Below are 15763 nucleotides of genomic sequence, written 5' to 3'. Positions count from 1 at the left end.
TCCTCAGCCTTTCTTCGGCGGCGTGGTGATGAAGCCGACCTTGGCCATACCTTGAGCCTGCGCGATCTTCACGACATCGCTGACCAGATGGTAGGCCGTGGTCTTGTCACCACGGATCTGCAATGGCGGCTGCGGCACTTTTTGTGCTTCAACCGAGAGGCGACTTTCGATCGCCTGCTTGGTCGTCGGCTCGTCATTCAGGAACAGCTCACCCGTTTCTGTCACCGAGATGGTAATCGGCGGGATCTGCTGCTTTTTCTCTTCCTTCTTGACCAGCGTCGCTTCCGGCAGTGCGACCTTGACCTTATGGTTCATCAATGGTGTGGTGATCATGAAAATGATCAGCAGCACCAACATCACGTCCACCAAGGGCGTGACGTTGATTTCCGCCATCGGGGCGCCGTCTTCCTTATTACCAACACTCGCACCCATGGTCAGGGGCCTCCGTCAGGATCCGTACGCTTCGATCAACGCTTGCCGGCCACTTCGCCGACGCGTGCGCCGGTGGCGAAGAAGTCGTGCAGGTCGTGCGCGAAGGTATCGAACTGGTTGTTGGTGATGCGATTGAAGCGCACGAAGGCGTTGTACGCCAACAGCGCCGGGATCGCGGCAAACAGACCGATGGCGGTCATGATCAGCGCTTCACCCACTGGACCGGCCACTGCCGAGATCGAGGCGTCACCCGACGAACCGATCTTGATCAATGCGTGGTAGATACCCCACACGGTACCCAGCAGACCGACGAACGGTGCAGCCGAACCCACGGTAGCCAGCACGGTCAAACCGTCTTCCAGACCCAGCGATTCGCGGGTCACGGCCTGGCGCAGGGCGCGATCGACGAACTCGGAGCGGTTCAGCGACTCGGCCAGACGCGAGCCATCGTGACGCTGATGGTGGGCGGCAGCTTGGGCCGCATCCAGCGCGATCTTGGAGAACGGCTCGGATTTCGGCTGTTCTTCCATGAAGCGAATCGCATCCTGCGCGTTCGAGGTTTCCCAGAACGTGCTGACCACGCGATCTGCGCGGCCACGCAAACGCATGTTCTTGATGAAGTTGATGATGATCCAGTACCAGGACATCACCGACATGACGGACAGGGTGATAAACACAACCCAGCCCACCGCGTCGAAGCCCTGGATCAGATGGTCGAAGCCCATCTGCTGCAGCGCGGCGGCGTTGTTGCCTCCGGCAGCGGCAGGTGCGGCGGCAGCAGTTTCTTGCAACATACGCTTACCTTTTGATGTCGTGGATGAGGTAGTTCAAAACGGATAACACGAGAGTAGTACAGGGCACAATCAAACAGCTTTACAACTTGAACTCGACTGGAACGCGAACGCGGCTTGCGACCTTCTGTCCGTTCCGGACTTCCGGATTAAAGCGCCACTTGCGTGCAGCCTGCTGCGCGGCACGATCCAGATTGCGATTGCCGCTGGATTTTTCGACTTCAACATCCAGCACCCCGCCGCTAGCGTCAATACTGACGATCAGGATCGTGGTACCGGTGATGCTGCGGCGCATTTCTTCAGGCGGATACTTCGGCGGATTCATGCCGCGTGATGAAGGATCAACACTGGAGCCTACATCCGAAATCGCTGCCGGTGGAGCGGGGGGCGACGGCGGCGGCGCAGGACGATCCACGGCACGCGGAGTATCCAGCACCACCGGCGGATCTTCCGGCGGCGGCGGCGTCGGCGTCTTGATGGTCGGCGGCGCCAACGTCTTGATCGGCGGCGGCGGCTTGTCCGTCGGCGGCGGCGGTGGCGGCGGTGGCGGCGGCGGCGGTGGCGGCTCGATAAAGGTGACGCTCACCGTATCGGTTTTCTCGGTTTCCTGCGGTGGCGGCGACACTGGAGACAGCAACAACAGCAGCGCTGCCGCATGCAGAGCAACCGCAAAGCTGATGCCGGTGATGCGCGGCCAACTCAAGCCGAGTTCACGGCTGTTTCTATTCTCGATGTGGGCGAGATCTTCCGACATGCGCACGGCTCTAGAGGTGGGGGCCCCGCACGTTACCGGCGAGGCATCAACAGTGCGGCTTTTCGGCCGCAGGAATCCCGTAGTTTATACCAAGCTAGTGGACTTGTTCCAAGTCTTATTTTTGGTGTAAGCAAGAAACTGCGTGGTCGGTCTCATCGCGCAAGGATGCGTTTGGCATCCTCGGGCTTCTTGATACCCTTGTCCAGTGCCGATTTGGCGGCGGCTTTGGCCTCGGCTTTCTTGCCATCCATATCCAGCACCTTGGCCAGGTTCAAGTAGGCCTCGCCATCCGCTGCCATCGGTGCGGCACGCTTGTACATGGCAATCGCCAGCGGCATGTTGTCGTTGGCATAGGCCGTTTGCGCCAAGATCTGGTAGTCGCGTGCAAGCTCCGGGCCTGGCTGCAAGATGCCCTTGGCCACGCCGTCATCGACCACCTTCTGTGCCTCCGTCCAGCGCTGGGCATTCATGTAACCGATATAGAGTGCACGCAACTCTCTTGGTTCGGTCAGCATGCCGCGTTGGTAGGCCTGTTCCAGCAACTTGTTGGCATCGTCAAATTTCTCCGCACCCTGCAGCGCGGCAACACCGTTCATCAACAGGCGTTTATCGGTGGGATTCTTGTTGATCAGGTCTTTGTAGATTGCGGCCGCTTCGTCATTGCGGTTTAAGCCTGCCAGCACGCCCGCACGGAACGCTAGCTGATCGGCTTTGCCCGATTTGGTTTCCGCCAAAAAGCGATCGATCGTGGCCAAAGCATCGGCGTACTTTTCTTCGCCGTACTGAATGATGGCCAGGTTGTACATTGTTGCGTAGTGACTATCGTTATCCAGCCCGTTGGCATCCACGGCCTTGCCAAAATAAGTGGCGGCCTTGGCTTGGTCGTTCATATTTGCAGCGGCATTGCCGGCCATCGAATAGGCAAACGCTTTGTCGTAGGCGTTGGCCGATGCCATCCCCCCCAATTCATCCGCTTTGCTGATGACCCCCGCCCAGTCGTCTTTTTCATAAAGCTCTTGCATCGCTTGCAAGGACTTGATCGTTTTGGGTGAGGCCTTGGCCTCGGGCGACTGGCGGGTAGCATTGGGGTACATCGGTGGCTTCTTCTCGGCCTCGGCCTTGGTCACCTTGCCATGTCCCAATTCGGCCTGCCGCTTGGCCCGCTCTTCGCGAGCACTGCTTTGTGGATCCGCATGCACCAACGGCGCCAACGTGATCAAACCCAAAGCCGCTGTCATGGCAACAATAAGAGGACGACGCATCGACAAGAACATACAACACCTCAATGAGTTGAGAGCCGCGTGGAGCAATACGGCGGTGTTAAAAAACTAGCAGAAACGAGGCAATTTGGCGCGTGCTATTGGTTCTGCGGCTGGCAACGTGGCTGGTGTCCGGTTGTGTGCGCTGCTTGCATGACTGGTGTCAAACCTTCGGCACGCTGCTGCAACTCACGCAATCGAGATTCTGGATCTGGGTGCGTGGACAGCCATTGCAGTGGCCGCGAACCATCCGCTGCACCCATGTTACGCCACAATGCCACTGCCCCATTCGGGTTGAAGCCGGCCTTGGCCATCATTTCCTGGCCCACGACATCGGCTTCAGATTCTTGTGCGCGCGAATTGGGCAACAGGAATGCCCCTTGCAGCAATGCCCCGCCAACTTGTCCCGTGGTCTGCTGCACCGCTTCCCCATAGCGCGACCCCACCGCCGCACCCGCCACGCCCAACCCAAGCTGGGCATAAGCCTGCCGTGTGATACGTTCGTCGTGATGCCGGGCAACAACATGCCCAATCTCGTGGGCAATCACCGCGGCCAGCTGATCTTGATCCTTGGCGACCTTGAAAATGCCGGTATAGACGCCGATTTTGCCACCCGGCAGGGCCCAGGCATTGGTTTCATCGTTTTGGAACAACGCATAGTCCCAATGCAAACCATTCCATGGTGCAGGCAGTTGCGTGGCAATGGCTGTCACCACACAGCCTACATAAGCCGTCAAGCGCCCCTCTTTACTCAGTGGCGTGGTGGCTTTGGCTTCCGCAAAGGCTTGTGCCCCCATCTGATCCAACTGCAGCTGCGAGACCGCCCCCACGTATTGGGTACGCCCGGTGGGCGACGTGGTAGTGGCGCATGCCACCAACAGCCCCAGGCTGGCAGCGGCAAGCAGCCAGCGGTGCGCCTTACACGTCAAGATTGGCCACCTTCAGCGCATTTTCCTCGATGAAATTGCGGCGCGGCTCCACCACATCGCCCATCAGGGTGCTGAAGATGGCGTCGGCAGCCACGGCGTCTTCCAGCTTCACTTGCAGCAGGCGGCGGGTATCCGGGTTCACCGTGGTATCCCACAACTGCTCCGGGTTCATTTCACCCAAACCCTTGAAGCGCTGGATCTGGCGGCCTTTCTTGGCTTCTTCCAACAGCCATTCCTGCGCTTGGGCAAAGCGGGTGATGGCTTGCACCTTGCTGCCGCGCACGATGCGCGCACCGTCCCGGATCAGCCCATGCAGCAGGCTGGCCGCCTCGCGCAGGGGCTTGAGTTCGCCATGCTCAAACAGCGCCCGTGGCAAAATCTGGGTCAGTTCCTCGCCCATGTGCACGCGGGTCACCAGCAATGCCGCCGGGCGGCCTTCCTGTGCGTCCTGCCAATGCAGTTGGTAGCGCGGCTTGCCCAGCCCGTTTTGGTTCAGGCGGGCAGCCAAGCTGTCGACATCGGCCTGCGTGGGCGCATGTACCGCATCCAGCGGGACGAAATCAATCAGTGCATCCAGCACGCCAGCGTCAAACCGATGCGCATTGCGTTGCACCGCCTCGCGGGCACGCGCAAATGCCAGCAACAAGGTTTCCAGCGCCTGGCCGGTGATGGCAGGTTCGGCCTCCGCCGGGATCAGCTGTGCTCCTTCCACCGCGTTGCCGGCCAAATAGGCGTCCAGTGCGGCATCGTCCTTCAGATACAACTCGTTTTTGCCTTGCTTGATCTTGTACAGCGGCGGCAGCCCGATGTAGATGTGGCCGCGGTCGATCAACTCCGGCATTTGCCGGTAGAAGAAGGTCAGCAGCAGGGTACGGATATGGCTGCCGTCCACGTCGGCGTCGGTCATGATGATGACGCGGTGATAGCGTAATTTATCCGGGTTATATTCATCCTTGCCGATACCGGTACCCAATGCGGTAATCAGCGTGCCAACCTCGGCACTGGCCAACATGCGGTCAAAGCGGGCGCGTTCCACATTCAAAATCTTGCCGCGCAGCGGCAGCACCGCCTGGGTCTTGCGGTTGCGGCCCTGCTTGGCGCTGCCGCCGGCCGAATCACCCTCGACGATGAACAACTCGGACAATGCCGGGTCTTTTTCCGAGCAGTCGGCCAGCTTGCCGGGCAAGCCAGCGATATCCAGCGCGCCCTTGCGGCGGGTCAAGTCACGCGCTTTGCGCGCCGCTTCGCGGGCACGGGCGGCATCGACGATCTTGCCGGCGATGGCCTTGGCTTCGTTCGGGTGCTCTTGCAGGAACTCCTCGAACTTTGCGGCGAAAACAGAATCGACAACCGCACGTACCGGCTCCGTGACCAGTTTTTCCTTGGTCTGCGAGGAAAAGCCAGGATCCGGCACCTTCACCGACAGCACCGCGATCATGCCTTCGCGCATGTCATCGCCCGACAGCGAGACCTTGGCCTGCTTGGCAATGCCGCTGCTTTCGATATAGCGGGTCAGGGTACGGGTGAGCGCAGCCCGGAAACCGGTGAGATGGGTACCGCCATCTTTTTGCGGAATATTGTTGGTGAAGCAGTACATCGTTTCCTGGTAGGAATCGCTCCACTGCACGGCGCAGTCGACGACGATGCCGTCCTGCTCCCCGCTGATCGAGATCACATTGGCATGCAGGGGGGTCTTCAACTGGGCCAAGTGCTCAACGAAGCTGCGAATGCCACCTTCGTACTGGAAGACATCATGCTTACCGTCCAGGTGTTCATCGATCAATTCGATCTTGACCCCGGAGTTGAGGAAGCTGAGCTCACGCAAGCGCCGGGCCAGAATGTCGTAGTGGAATTCGACGTTATCGTTGAAGGCCACCACCGACGGCCAGAAGCGAACCTCGGTACCGCGTTTGCTGGATGCTTCCAATTGCTTGAGCGGGTACACCGCCTCGCCATGGCGGTATTCCTGCTGGAAGTGGTAGCCATCGCGCCAGATATCCAGCAACAGCTTCTCGGACAGCGCGTTGACCACCGACACACCCACACCATGCAAACCGCCGGAGACCTTGTAGCTGTTGTCGTCGAACTTGCCACCGGCGTGCAGGACGGTCATCACCACTTCGGCAGCGGAGATGTCGCGGCCCTGCTTTTCGCTTTCCTTGGCGTGCCGACCTACCGGAATACCGCGACCGTTGTCCCAGACCGAGACCGAACCATCGGCGTGAATCGTCACGCGCACCTGATCGGCATGGCCGGCCAGCGCTTCGTCCACGCCGTTATCGACGACTTCAAACACCATGTGATGCAGGCCGGAACCGTCGTTGACGTTGCCGATATACATGCCCGGGCGTTTGCGGACGGCTTCCAGCCCTTCCAGGGCGGTAATGCTGTTGGCATCGTAATTCCCGGCGGTTGCCGCTGGGGTGATGGTTGGGGGCGTCTGGCCCGGAATCTGTTCGTTCTGCGACATCAGCGCGTTCGGCTCCCGAGGCGCGCCGAAAGACGCGCCAAGACACATTAGCAATAGGAACCTGCAGTATAGCCGACCCGGGGCGGACCAGCCCTCGCTAGGGATGCAGTGGCCCGGTGATGACGCCATGTTCCACGTGGAACATCGTGACTGGCAACGCCATCGTCGCCAATGCCGGGGGGGGCTCGGTGCCGGTCACCAGTACTTGCGCCCCACTCGCGGCCAGCACCGCCAAGACGCGCTGTTGATGCTGGCGGTCCAATTCCGACCCCAAATCATCCAGCTGCAGGACCGGCCAATGCCCCAAGGTTTGCGCCAGCTGCGTGGCCTGGGCCAGCAACAAGGCCAATGCCAGTTGTTTGGTTTGCCCGCGTGACAAGCCTTCGCGACCCGGCAGGTGCTGCAAACCGAACCGCAGATCGGCGCGATGCGGGCCCACACTGGTGTGGCCAAGGCTCAAATCGCGCTCGCGGGCCAACAGCAAAGCATCGGCCAGGGCGAGTTCTTGCCGCTTCCAGCCAGGGGATAACGTCAACACCACCGCGCCCGCGGCCGGGAGTAGTTGTGGCAATAACGCAACGAGATGCTCTTGCAGACTGGCGACATAGCTTTCACGCAGCTGGGTCAGCACTTCACCCGATTGCGCCAGCTCATGCTCCCACGCGTCCAATTGGGCACGGCCGCCGGATTGCCGCAACAACGCGTTGCGTTGCTTCAACGCCCGTGTATAGCGGCGCCACTGCGGCAAAAAGGTATGTTCCACGTGAAACATGCCCCAATCCAGATAGCGGCGGCGTCCCTCGCTGCCGCCATCAACCAAGGCATGGCTACCGGGTTCAAAGCTGATCACCGCCAACGCTTCACACAACTGACTGATCTGCCGAAGGTCACTGCCATCCAGCCGTGCTTGCCATTGGCTACCGGTGTGCCGCAACCCGGCCCGGTGGGTGGATTGATCCGGCAAGCGCCATTCCACATAGGCCTGCAAGGCCGGATCTCCTTGCCGCACCAGACCATCCCGTACCCGGGCACGGAAACTGCGGCCATGCGCCAGCAAGTGCAACGCTTCCAACAGGGTGGTTTTGCCGGAACCGTTATCACCGGTAATCAAGTTGAAGCCCGCCACCGGCGAAAACTCGGTCTCTGCAAACCGACGGAACGAATGCAGGTGCAGGCGCTGAATCAACATGCCAGGATCACGTGCAGGCACATACAACAACGCCCGGGGAAGCCGGGCGTTGCCAAACGTGTTTCACATAACGCAGCAGGATCATTTACAGACGCAGCGGCATGACCACATGCCGTGCATGTGCACTGTCGGCACCGCGCACCAAAGCCGATGAATTCGCATCGCGTAATTGCAAAACCACCGATTCGGAACGCAACGCACTCAGCGCTTCCAGCAAGTAGGTGACATTGAAGCCAATCGCTAATCCATCAACGTGGGTATCGGCTTCCACTTCTTCCTGCGCTTCTTCTTGCTCGGGGTTATGCGCACTGATCCGCAACAAATTGGGAGCAACTTCAACCCGAACGCCACGATATTTTTCATTGGACAAAATCGAGGTTCGTTGCAATGCCGCACGCAACACCTCGCGATCAACCGTGACCTCGCGATCGGCCCCAATCGGAATCACCGCCTCGTAATCCGGGAATTTACCTTCGATCAATTTGCAGGTGAAAATGACATCGTTACGTTTGATCCGGATATGCCCTTTGCCAAGCTCCAGTTCCAGCAGGCGATCGCCGCCTTCCAGCAGGCGTTGCAGTTCTTGTACACCCTTGCGCGGGACGATGATCTGACGCTTACCGCCTTGTCCTGGCTCCAATGCCGCTTCGCATAGCGCCAGACGGTGGCCATCGGTTGCGACACAACGCAACGACGTTTCACGCAGATCAAACAAGAGACCGTTGAGATAAAACCGGACATCCTGCTGGGCCATGGCAAATGCTGTGCGCTCCAGCAGTTCTTTCAAAGAGGCTTCCGGAATTTGCAGGCGTTCGCTGGCATCGACTTCATCCAACGACGGGAAGTCGTTGGCGGGCAAACTGGCGAGTGTGAAGCGGCTGCGTCCTGCTTGAACAGCAACTTTGTCCCCCGTCTTGCTGATGGTGACAAGGCTCCCATCGGGCAGGGCGCGCACGATTTCGAACAATTTGCGTGCAGGAATGGTGAGTTCGCCATCCTGAGCGCCATCGACGGCCACGCGCGCGACCATTTCCACTTCAAGATCCGTGCCGGTCAGCGACAGTTGGCCGCCATCGAGACGAGCAAGCAAGTTGGCCAGTACTGGCAGTGTATGGCGGCGCTCGACCACATTCACGACTTGTGCCAATGGCTTGAGTAGAACTTCGCGTTGCAGGGAAAACCGCATATCAACCCCTTGCCCTAATTGGGTGGTGGAGCGTTGCCGCTTGGCAAGCTCCGGCTTTTGAAAGGATATAAATCTAGAAAGCAGGTGGTGTTGGTACAACGAAATTATCTGTAAAACTTCATTAAGTTATTGTTTTAAAAAGTAAATTCGCAATCCAAAAGGCTGCGGGAAAAGCACGGGTAGATTGCGGAAAACTTGTGGATAACTTTGGCGGCGTTGTGCCATCCCGAGTTATCCACAACTCTTGCCTGGCTTATTCACTGAGCTTGCGGATCAATTTTTCCCAATCTTCGTACAACTTGCCATCACTGTCTTTGAGTTTCTTGATCTGACGGCACGCATGCAACACGGTGGTGTGGTCGCGGCCATCAAACGCATCCCCGATGTCGGGCAGGCTGTGTTCGGTCAACTCTTTGGCCAGTGCCATTGCCATTTGCCGCGGACGCACCAATGACCGGGTGCGGCGCTTCCCCAGCATCTCTCGAAGCTGTAGCCCGTAGTAGTCTGCCACGGCTTTTTGGATGTTGCCGATGCTGATCGATTGCTGCAGCGCGCGCCAACGATCGCGCAGGGTTTCCTGCGCAAACTCCAACGTTACCGGTCGCCCCAGCAAGCCAGCTTGGGCGGTCAGTTTGTTGATTGCGCCTTCCAACTCACGCACATTGCTGGGCATCTTCTTGGCGATCAGCTGGGCGACTTCATCCGGAATCGACGTGCCCCGTTCACGTGCTTTGGATAACACGATCTGTGCGCGGGTTTCGAAATCCGGCGGGTCAATGGCCACCGACAATCCCCAGCCCAGCCGGGACTTCAGCCGCGGCTCCAAGCCTTCCACTTCACGCGGATAGCGGTCGCAAGTCATGATGATCTGCTGCTTGCCATCAAACAGGGCGTTGAAGGTGTGGAAGAATTCTTCCTGGGTGCGATCCTTGCCGGCAAAGAATTGGATGTCGTCGATCAGCAGCGCGTCGATTTTCTGGAATTGCCGCTTGAATTGATCAGCAGATTTTTCCTGAAGCGCACGGAAAAACGCGCTGTAGAAATCGTTGGAACGCAGGTACAGCACTTTGGCTGCCGGATTGAGCCGGCGCATTTCATTGCCGGCGGCAAACATCAAATGCGTCTTGCCCAAGCCGGTGGCGCCATACAGCAACAACGGGTTGTGGCTACGCTCGCCAGGCTTTTGCGCGGCTGACCATGCCGCAGCACGAGCCAGCTGATTGCTGCGGCCTTCAACGAAATTCCCGAACACATAATGTGTGTCCAGATTGCCCCGAAACGGTTCCTCGGCAGCCGCAGCTGGTGCGGTGCCAGCGCGTGGTGATGTTGGCTCGGCAAGCGTGCGTGTCGGCGCACCGACGTTCAGCGAGACATCGTCAAACCCACCAAAATGGCGCGCCAATTCGCGAATTCGCGGCAAAAACCGATCGCATACTTCGTCGCGCACAAAGGTATTGGGCGCGTACAGCAGCAGCCCATCATCGCGTGGTACCGATTGCAGGGGTTTGAGCCAGGCCAGCACATCTTCCTGTGCGACTTCGGATTCCAGGCGATGCAGGCAGGCGAGCCAGACGTCCATGCGTTGGTGCGTTCTCTCAGAGACGAAAACCCACAGGCGCAGATGAGGGCCTGTGGATAACATTGGGGAAGACTGGCAGATTAGCATCCCGAACGATTCCCGCCAAACCACGGCGTAGGGTTTCGGGTATCGCTTGGCTTGCACAGGCCGCATAAAGCCGCTATCATTCCGAGTCTTTTCCGTTCAAAACAAGCAAGCAGGCCCGAAATGGCGACCAAGCGCACTTACCAGCCCAGCAACCTCAAGCGCAAGCGTGATCATGGCTTCCGCGCCCGTATGGCAACCGCCGATGGCCGCAAGGTGTTGGCGCGTCGCCGCGCCAAGGGCCGTCGCCGTCTGACGGTCTGACCCCCAAGCGGGGTCAGCTCTCCGGTTTCGGCCGGAATGCGATGACGCAGGATGCTTTGAACCTAACGCCGGTATCCACTCAGGATGCCGGCGTTATCGCGTTTGCGGGTTCATGTGGGTTGCCGCCGCAGGCAAGAGTGCGCGCCAAGGCCGAGTTTACGCAGGTGTTCGAGACCGGCAAACGCGTGGCCGAACCGCTGATGGCGTTGCATTGGTTGCACGATACGCATGCACCCAGGATCGGCTTGGCGGTGTCGCGCAAGGTCGACCCGAATGCGGTAGGTCGTAATCGGATCAAGCGCGTTCTGCGCGACGCCTTCCGTCATCTGCGGCCGCAGTTACGCCCCGGTGCGTACGTGATTGTGGCACGTGCAGCGGCGCGACAAGCCGATAACGTAGCGCTGCGCGATTGTTTCGATCGCCTGCTCAAGCGCGCTTGTGCATTGCCGCAAATACAGGCGCGGGGCACAATGCCGCCCGCACCTTCCCTTCCTCAAGATGCTTCCGCGCCGATCATGGCTGTGGAACCAGGCAAGCCTGTCCAATGAATCAGACCCGTACTTTCCTGTTGATGGCTTGGCTGATGGTGGCCTTTTTGCTGTGGCGCGAATGGGGCAATGAGCATGCCCCGGCGGCAACGCCGGCGGCCATTCCGGCAGCCCAGCAGACTACACCCGGTAATTTGGCCAATACGTCCAATTTGCCCACCGCCAGCGCGATTCCCGGCGTAGCGGCGAGTGCTGCGAGCGCACAACTGCGTGCCACCGCCGAGACCGGCCCGCTGGTGCGGTTGCGCAACGACGTGCTGGATCTGCAATTGAATGGCCTTGATGTGGTGCGTGCCGAGTTGCTGCAATACCGGCAGGCACGTGCGCCGGGTAGCCCGGCAGTGGTTTTGTTCAACCCCGAGCAGGCCCAGTTTTTTGTTGCCCAGGCCATTTGGCGTGGCGTCGATGGCACTGTGTTGGTGCCGCTGCCGGAAGGCCCAGCGCGTGAATTTACCCTGGCCAACGGTGCCGCTGCCGTCAGTGCGCGGTTTGTCGCCAATGCCGCCAATGGCATTCAGCTGCAGCGCACCGTGACCCTGGCGCGTGGTAGCTATGCGCTGCAAGTGCATGACGAGCTCGTCAATACCGGCAATGTGGCGTGGACCGGCAATATCGCGCGGGTGCTGGATCGGGTGCCACCGGTGGTCAAAACCGGGTTCACCAATCCGGAAAGTTTCAGCCTGAGTGGCGCGGCGTGGTACAGCGCCACGGACAAATACAAAAAGCGCAAATACACCAACTTCACCAAAGATGGCCCGCTGGATCAGACTGTGACCGGGGGTTGGGTGGCGCTATCGCAGCATTATTTTTTAACCGCATGGGTGCCGCAGAAAGATCAAGCGGCGTTGTTCACTTTGGCTGAAAAGGGCCGCACATACGAAATCGCCGCCCGTGGCCCACAGGTGAGTCTGGCCCCGGGCCAGCGGTTTGCGAGCAATGCCACGTTGTGGGTGGGGCCAAAATTGGCCGATAAACTGGAAGCAACCGCACCGGGGCTGGAGTTGGCGCTGGACTACGGCATGTTCACGGTGTTGTCCAAACCCATTCACTGGTTGCTGACCCAATTGCACAAACTCACCCACAACTGGGGTTGGGCGATCGTGCTGTTGGTGGTGTTGATCAAGTTGGCGCTGTATCCGCTGTCGGCTGCGCAGTACAAGTCGATGGCCAAAATGCGCAAGTTCCAGCCGCGCATCGCTCAGCTCAAAGAGCGCTATGGCGAAGACAAGCAGAAATTCCAGATGGCGATGCTGGATCTGTACAAGAAAGAAAAGATCAATCCCGCCGGCGGCTGCTTGCCGGTATTGATCCAGATGCCGGTGTTCTTGGCGCTGTATTACGTGCTGCTGGAGGCGGTGGAGTTGCGCCAGGCACCGTGGATCGTGGGTTGGGTCAGTGATCTGACCGCGCAAGACCCGTACTTCATTTTACCTTTGCTCAATGCTGCGGTGATGTTCTTGACCCAGCGCCTGACCCCGGCGGTGGGGATGGATCCGATGCAGCAGAAGATGATGCAGATGATGCCGTTGGTGATGGCGGTGATGTTTGCGTTCTTCCCGGCCGGTTTGGTGCTGTACTGGGTCACCAATGGCACCTTGGGGCTGGCGCAGCAGTGGTGGAATACGCGCAGGTTTGCCGAGGAGCCGGCCAAGGCGTAACCCAGGTAATGTTGGCCGTGGATGCTTGACGGGCTTTATCACGATCCTATGTCGATGCACGCAGACACTGACACCATCGTTGCCATTGCCACCGCACCGGGTGCCGCTGGCGTTGGGATTGTGCGGTTGTCCGGCCCGGCGGCACGCAGCATCGCTGAAACGATCTGCAGGCGCAGCCTGTCGCCCCGCGTTGCGCAGTACGCACGTTTTGCCGATGCCAATGGCGACATCCTTGACGATGGCATCGCCTTGTATTTTGCCGCGCCGGCCAGTTTCACCGGGGACGATGTGGTGGAGTTGCAGGCGCATGGCAGCCAAGTTCTGCTGCGCGAGCTGGTGGGCCGCTGCATCGCACTGGGTGCGCGGCAGGCACAGCCGGGGGAGTTCAGCCAGCGGGCATTTGGCAATGGCAAATTGGATCTGGCACAGGCCGAGGCACTGGCCGATTTGATCGCTGCGGCAGATGTGCGTGCGGCGCGTGCTGCCAGACGCTCACTGGATGGTGTGTTCTCACGGCGGGTGGACGCGTTGATGGCGCAAGTGTTGGCCCTGCGCGTACACGTGGAGGCGGCGATCGACTTTGCCGACGAGCCCTTGGATACGCTGGGTGGGCGCGCGTTGCAGGACAATTTGCACGTAGCGCAGGACACGCTGGCGCAATTATTGGCTGCCGCCAGCAATGGTCAAGCCTTGCGGGATGGTTTGCATGTGGTGCTGGTGGGGCCACCGAACGCGGGCAAAAGCTCGATCCTCAATGCTTTGGCCGGCCGCGATCGTGCGATTGTGACTGACATCCCAGGAACCACCCGCGACCTGCTGCAAGAAACCATTCAGGTCGATGGTGTGGCGTTGACATTGGTGGATACCGCGGGTCTGCGCACCGCCAGTGATGCCATCGAAGCCGAGGGTATCCGGCGTGCACAACACGAGCTTGCGCGTGCCGATTTGGCGCTGGTGGTGGTCGATGCACGCGATCCACAGGCGGGGCGACAGGCGGTCGAAACGGCGCTGGTTGGCATACCGGACGTGTTGTGGCTGTACAACAAGATGGATTTGCTGGCCACGCATCTGGAGCTTGCCGAAGATGCGTTGGCGGTGTCGGCCAAAACCGGTGCCGGGATGCCTGCGCTGCATGCGCGGTTGCTGGCGCTGGTGGGGGGGGAGGCCACCAGCGGTGCATTTTCTGCGCGCAGCCGACATGTGCAGGCGTTGCGGCATGCCCAGCATGGGCTTGAGCAGGCAACCCTTGAATTGCAGCACGAGCGACTGGAACTGGCAGCGGAGGCGCTGGCGCAGGCGCACGCGGATTTGGGCACCATTGGCGGCGCAATTGACGCAGATGGATTACTGGGTCACATTTTTTCGACGTTTTGCATCGGAAAATGACTTTCGGATGGCGCACGCTTGACAAACACGCTGCGTTGCCGCGTGCTATCGTCAGACAAGCCATGGTTCAACGGGGGAAATACTCATGTCTGCAAGCAAAAAGCTGTTCCACGGGGTCGCACCGGTTGCCCTGACGCTGGCCATCGCCTGTGCGCTTGGTGCCTGTAAAAAAGACGATGCTGCAGCCACTGGGCCAGCAGCGCCACAAGCCGCCGCCAAACCCACGCCGGAGTCGGTGGTGTCGGCCAGCGTGGCATCCATGGGGGCCGATCAATTGCGTGAAGCCGCAGGCAAGGCCTACAACGAGAACCGGTTGTATGCACCGGCGGGTAATAATGCGATGGAGTATTACTTGGCCCTGCGTGACAAGGTGCCAGGCGATGCCGGCGCGTCGAGTGCGCTGAATGACTTACTGCCGATGGCGGTGGTGGCAGCTGAGCAGGGTGTGACTCGGCAGGATTATGCCGAAGCCAATCGTCTGTTGGCGCTGATTGGGAAGGCCGATGCCAACCATCCGGCGCTGGCGCGTTTGAAGGCCAGCGTAGCCAGCAATGAAGCCAAGGCTCAGAAAGAGGCCGAAACGCAGAAATTGACGGCGGAAGAAGAAGCCAAGAAGCAGGCAGATTTGGCGAAGAAGCGCGAAGAAGACCAAAAGAAGCTGCAAGAACAGCAGAAGCAGCAAACCGCAGCACAAGAGCAGCAGCGCCAGCAGCAGGCCGCCGCCGAGGCGGAACGCCAGAAACAAGCCGCCGCCGCCGCCGAGGCGGAACGCCAGAAACAAGCGGCAGCCGCAGCAGAAAAGCCAACCCAAGCGGCCGCACCGGCTGCAGCACCGGCCGCACGGCCGTCTGCAGCATCCAACGAATTGCGCCCGATCTCCACGCCCAGCCCGCGCTTCCCGCCGGCGGCGCAGCGCGCCGGTGGCACCGGTTCGGTGCAGGTGGAATTCACCGTGGGTACCGATGGTTCGGTGTCCAGCGCGCGCGTGGTGTCCAGCGATACCCCACGTCAGTTCCAGCGTGATTTTGAACGTGAGGCACTGGCTGCGGTCAAGCGCTGGCGCTTCCAACCGGTGGGTCAGGCCACCACCAGTCGGCGCACGATTTCGTTCGAGTAATTCCGAACGGATGGAGGCTGCAAAAAAGCCCGGCGTTGCGCCGGGCTTTTTCTTGTTTGCACATCCCGCGTCAGGTCAGGCCGAGATCGCCAACTTTTCCTGCTTGTAGCGCCACAC

14 protein-coding genes are annotated in these 15763 nt (G+C 59.9%); 5 read left to right on the top strand and 9 right to left on the bottom strand.

All coding sequences use genetic code 11. The features are described 5' to 3' along the window. Positions 1 to 3 precede the first annotated feature (3 nt). The 9 genes from QWB57_RS06250 to dnaA all read right to left on the bottom strand — a co-directional run bounded on the left by QWB57_RS06250 (position 4) and on the right by dnaA (position 10589). Positions 4 to 432 carry a biopolymer transporter ExbD gene (locus tag QWB57_RS06250; RefSeq protein ID WP_223628914.1) on the bottom strand — a complete coding sequence of 143 codons (429 nt, stop codon included), beginning with the start codon at positions 430 to 432 and terminating at the stop codon, positions 4 to 6. Positions 433 to 467: 35 nt separating this feature from the next. Continuing rightward, on the bottom strand, positions 468 to 1226 hold the full coding sequence (locus QWB57_RS06245; protein ID WP_223628916.1) for a MotA/TolQ/ExbB proton channel family protein: 759 nt from the start codon (positions 1224 to 1226) through the stop codon (positions 468 to 470). Between the two features lie 79 nt (positions 1227 to 1305). Further along, positions 1306 to 1977: an energy transducer TonB gene (locus tag QWB57_RS06240; RefSeq protein ID WP_223628919.1), complete on the bottom strand. Its 672-nt coding sequence runs from the start codon at positions 1975 to 1977 to the stop codon at positions 1306 to 1308. Positions 1978 to 2129: 152 nt separating this feature from the next. Further along, the gene (locus QWB57_RS06235) at positions 2130 to 3215 is read right to left on the bottom strand and encodes a tetratricopeptide repeat protein (protein ID WP_288968803.1); all 1086 of its coding nucleotides are present in this window, start codon (positions 3213 to 3215) and stop codon (positions 2130 to 2132) included. Between the two features lie 119 nt (positions 3216 to 3334). Next, positions 3335 to 4141 (bottom strand): M48 family metallopeptidase, encoded by an 807-nt coding sequence (locus tag QWB57_RS06230; RefSeq protein WP_223629063.1) that lies wholly within the window; start codon positions 4139 to 4141, stop codon positions 3335 to 3337. Between the two features lie 13 nt (positions 4142 to 4154). Beyond that, positions 4155 to 6635 (bottom strand): DNA topoisomerase (ATP-hydrolyzing) subunit B, encoded by a 2481-nt coding sequence (gene gyrB / locus QWB57_RS06225; protein WP_288968801.1) that lies wholly within the window; start codon positions 6633 to 6635, stop codon positions 4155 to 4157. Between the two features lie 97 nt (positions 6636 to 6732). Beyond that, positions 6733 to 7824: a DNA replication/repair protein RecF gene (gene recF, locus QWB57_RS06220; RefSeq protein WP_288968799.1), complete on the bottom strand. Its 1092-nt coding sequence runs from the start codon at positions 7822 to 7824 to the stop codon at positions 6733 to 6735. Positions 7825 to 7909: 85 nt separating this feature from the next. After that, a complete protein-coding gene (gene dnaN / locus QWB57_RS06215; RefSeq protein ID WP_223628930.1) occupies positions 7910 to 9010 on the bottom strand; it encodes a DNA polymerase III subunit beta in 1101 nt (366 codons plus the stop codon). A 253-nt stretch (positions 9011 to 9263) separates the two neighbouring features. Further along, the gene (dnaA, locus tag QWB57_RS06210; protein WP_223628933.1) at positions 9264 to 10589 is read right to left on the bottom strand and encodes a chromosomal replication initiator protein DnaA; all 1326 of its coding nucleotides are present in this window, start codon (positions 10587 to 10589) and stop codon (positions 9264 to 9266) included. 207 nt (positions 10590 to 10796) lie between these two features. Here dnaA and rpmH point away from each other — a divergent pair, with 207 nt between their 5' ends. The 5 genes from rpmH (at position 10797) to QWB57_RS06185 (ending at position 15646) form a co-directional block, all read left to right on the top strand. Then, positions 10797 to 10937, top strand: coding sequence for a 50S ribosomal protein L34 (gene rpmH, locus QWB57_RS06205; protein WP_028840469.1), 141 nt, complete (start codon positions 10797 to 10799; stop codon positions 10935 to 10937). Positions 10938 to 11032: 95 nt separating this feature from the next. Then, the gene (rnpA, locus tag QWB57_RS06200; protein WP_288968830.1) at positions 11033 to 11485 is read left to right on the top strand and encodes a ribonuclease P protein component; all 453 of its coding nucleotides are present in this window, start codon (positions 11033 to 11035) and stop codon (positions 11483 to 11485) included. Continuing rightward, positions 11482 to 13143 carry a membrane protein insertase YidC gene (gene yidC, locus QWB57_RS06195; RefSeq protein ID WP_288968798.1) on the top strand — a complete coding sequence of 554 codons (1662 nt, stop codon included), beginning with the start codon at positions 11482 to 11484 and terminating at the stop codon, positions 13141 to 13143. The genes rnpA and yidC overlap by 4 nt, the downstream gene beginning before the upstream one ends. A 54-nt stretch (positions 13144 to 13197) precedes the next feature. Then, complete coding sequence (gene mnmE / locus QWB57_RS06190) at positions 13198 to 14529, top strand: tRNA uridine-5-carboxymethylaminomethyl(34) synthesis GTPase MnmE (protein ID WP_288968797.1); 1332 nt, start codon at positions 13198 to 13200, stop codon at positions 14527 to 14529. Positions 14530 to 14614: 85 nt separating this feature from the next. Beyond that, entirely contained in the window at positions 14615 to 15646 is a 1032-nt protein-coding gene (locus tag QWB57_RS06185) for an energy transducer TonB (RefSeq protein ID WP_288968795.1), read from the top strand. Positions 15647 to 15763 lie beyond the last annotated feature (117 nt).

This window comes from uncultured Thermomonas sp., from assembly GCF_937872235.1.
Classification (GTDB): domain Bacteria; phylum Pseudomonadota; class Gammaproteobacteria; order Xanthomonadales; family Xanthomonadaceae; genus Thermomonas; species Thermomonas beijingensis.
Note: the sequence above shows the minus strand (reverse complement) of the source record. Positions and strands in the feature narration are given on the sequence as shown.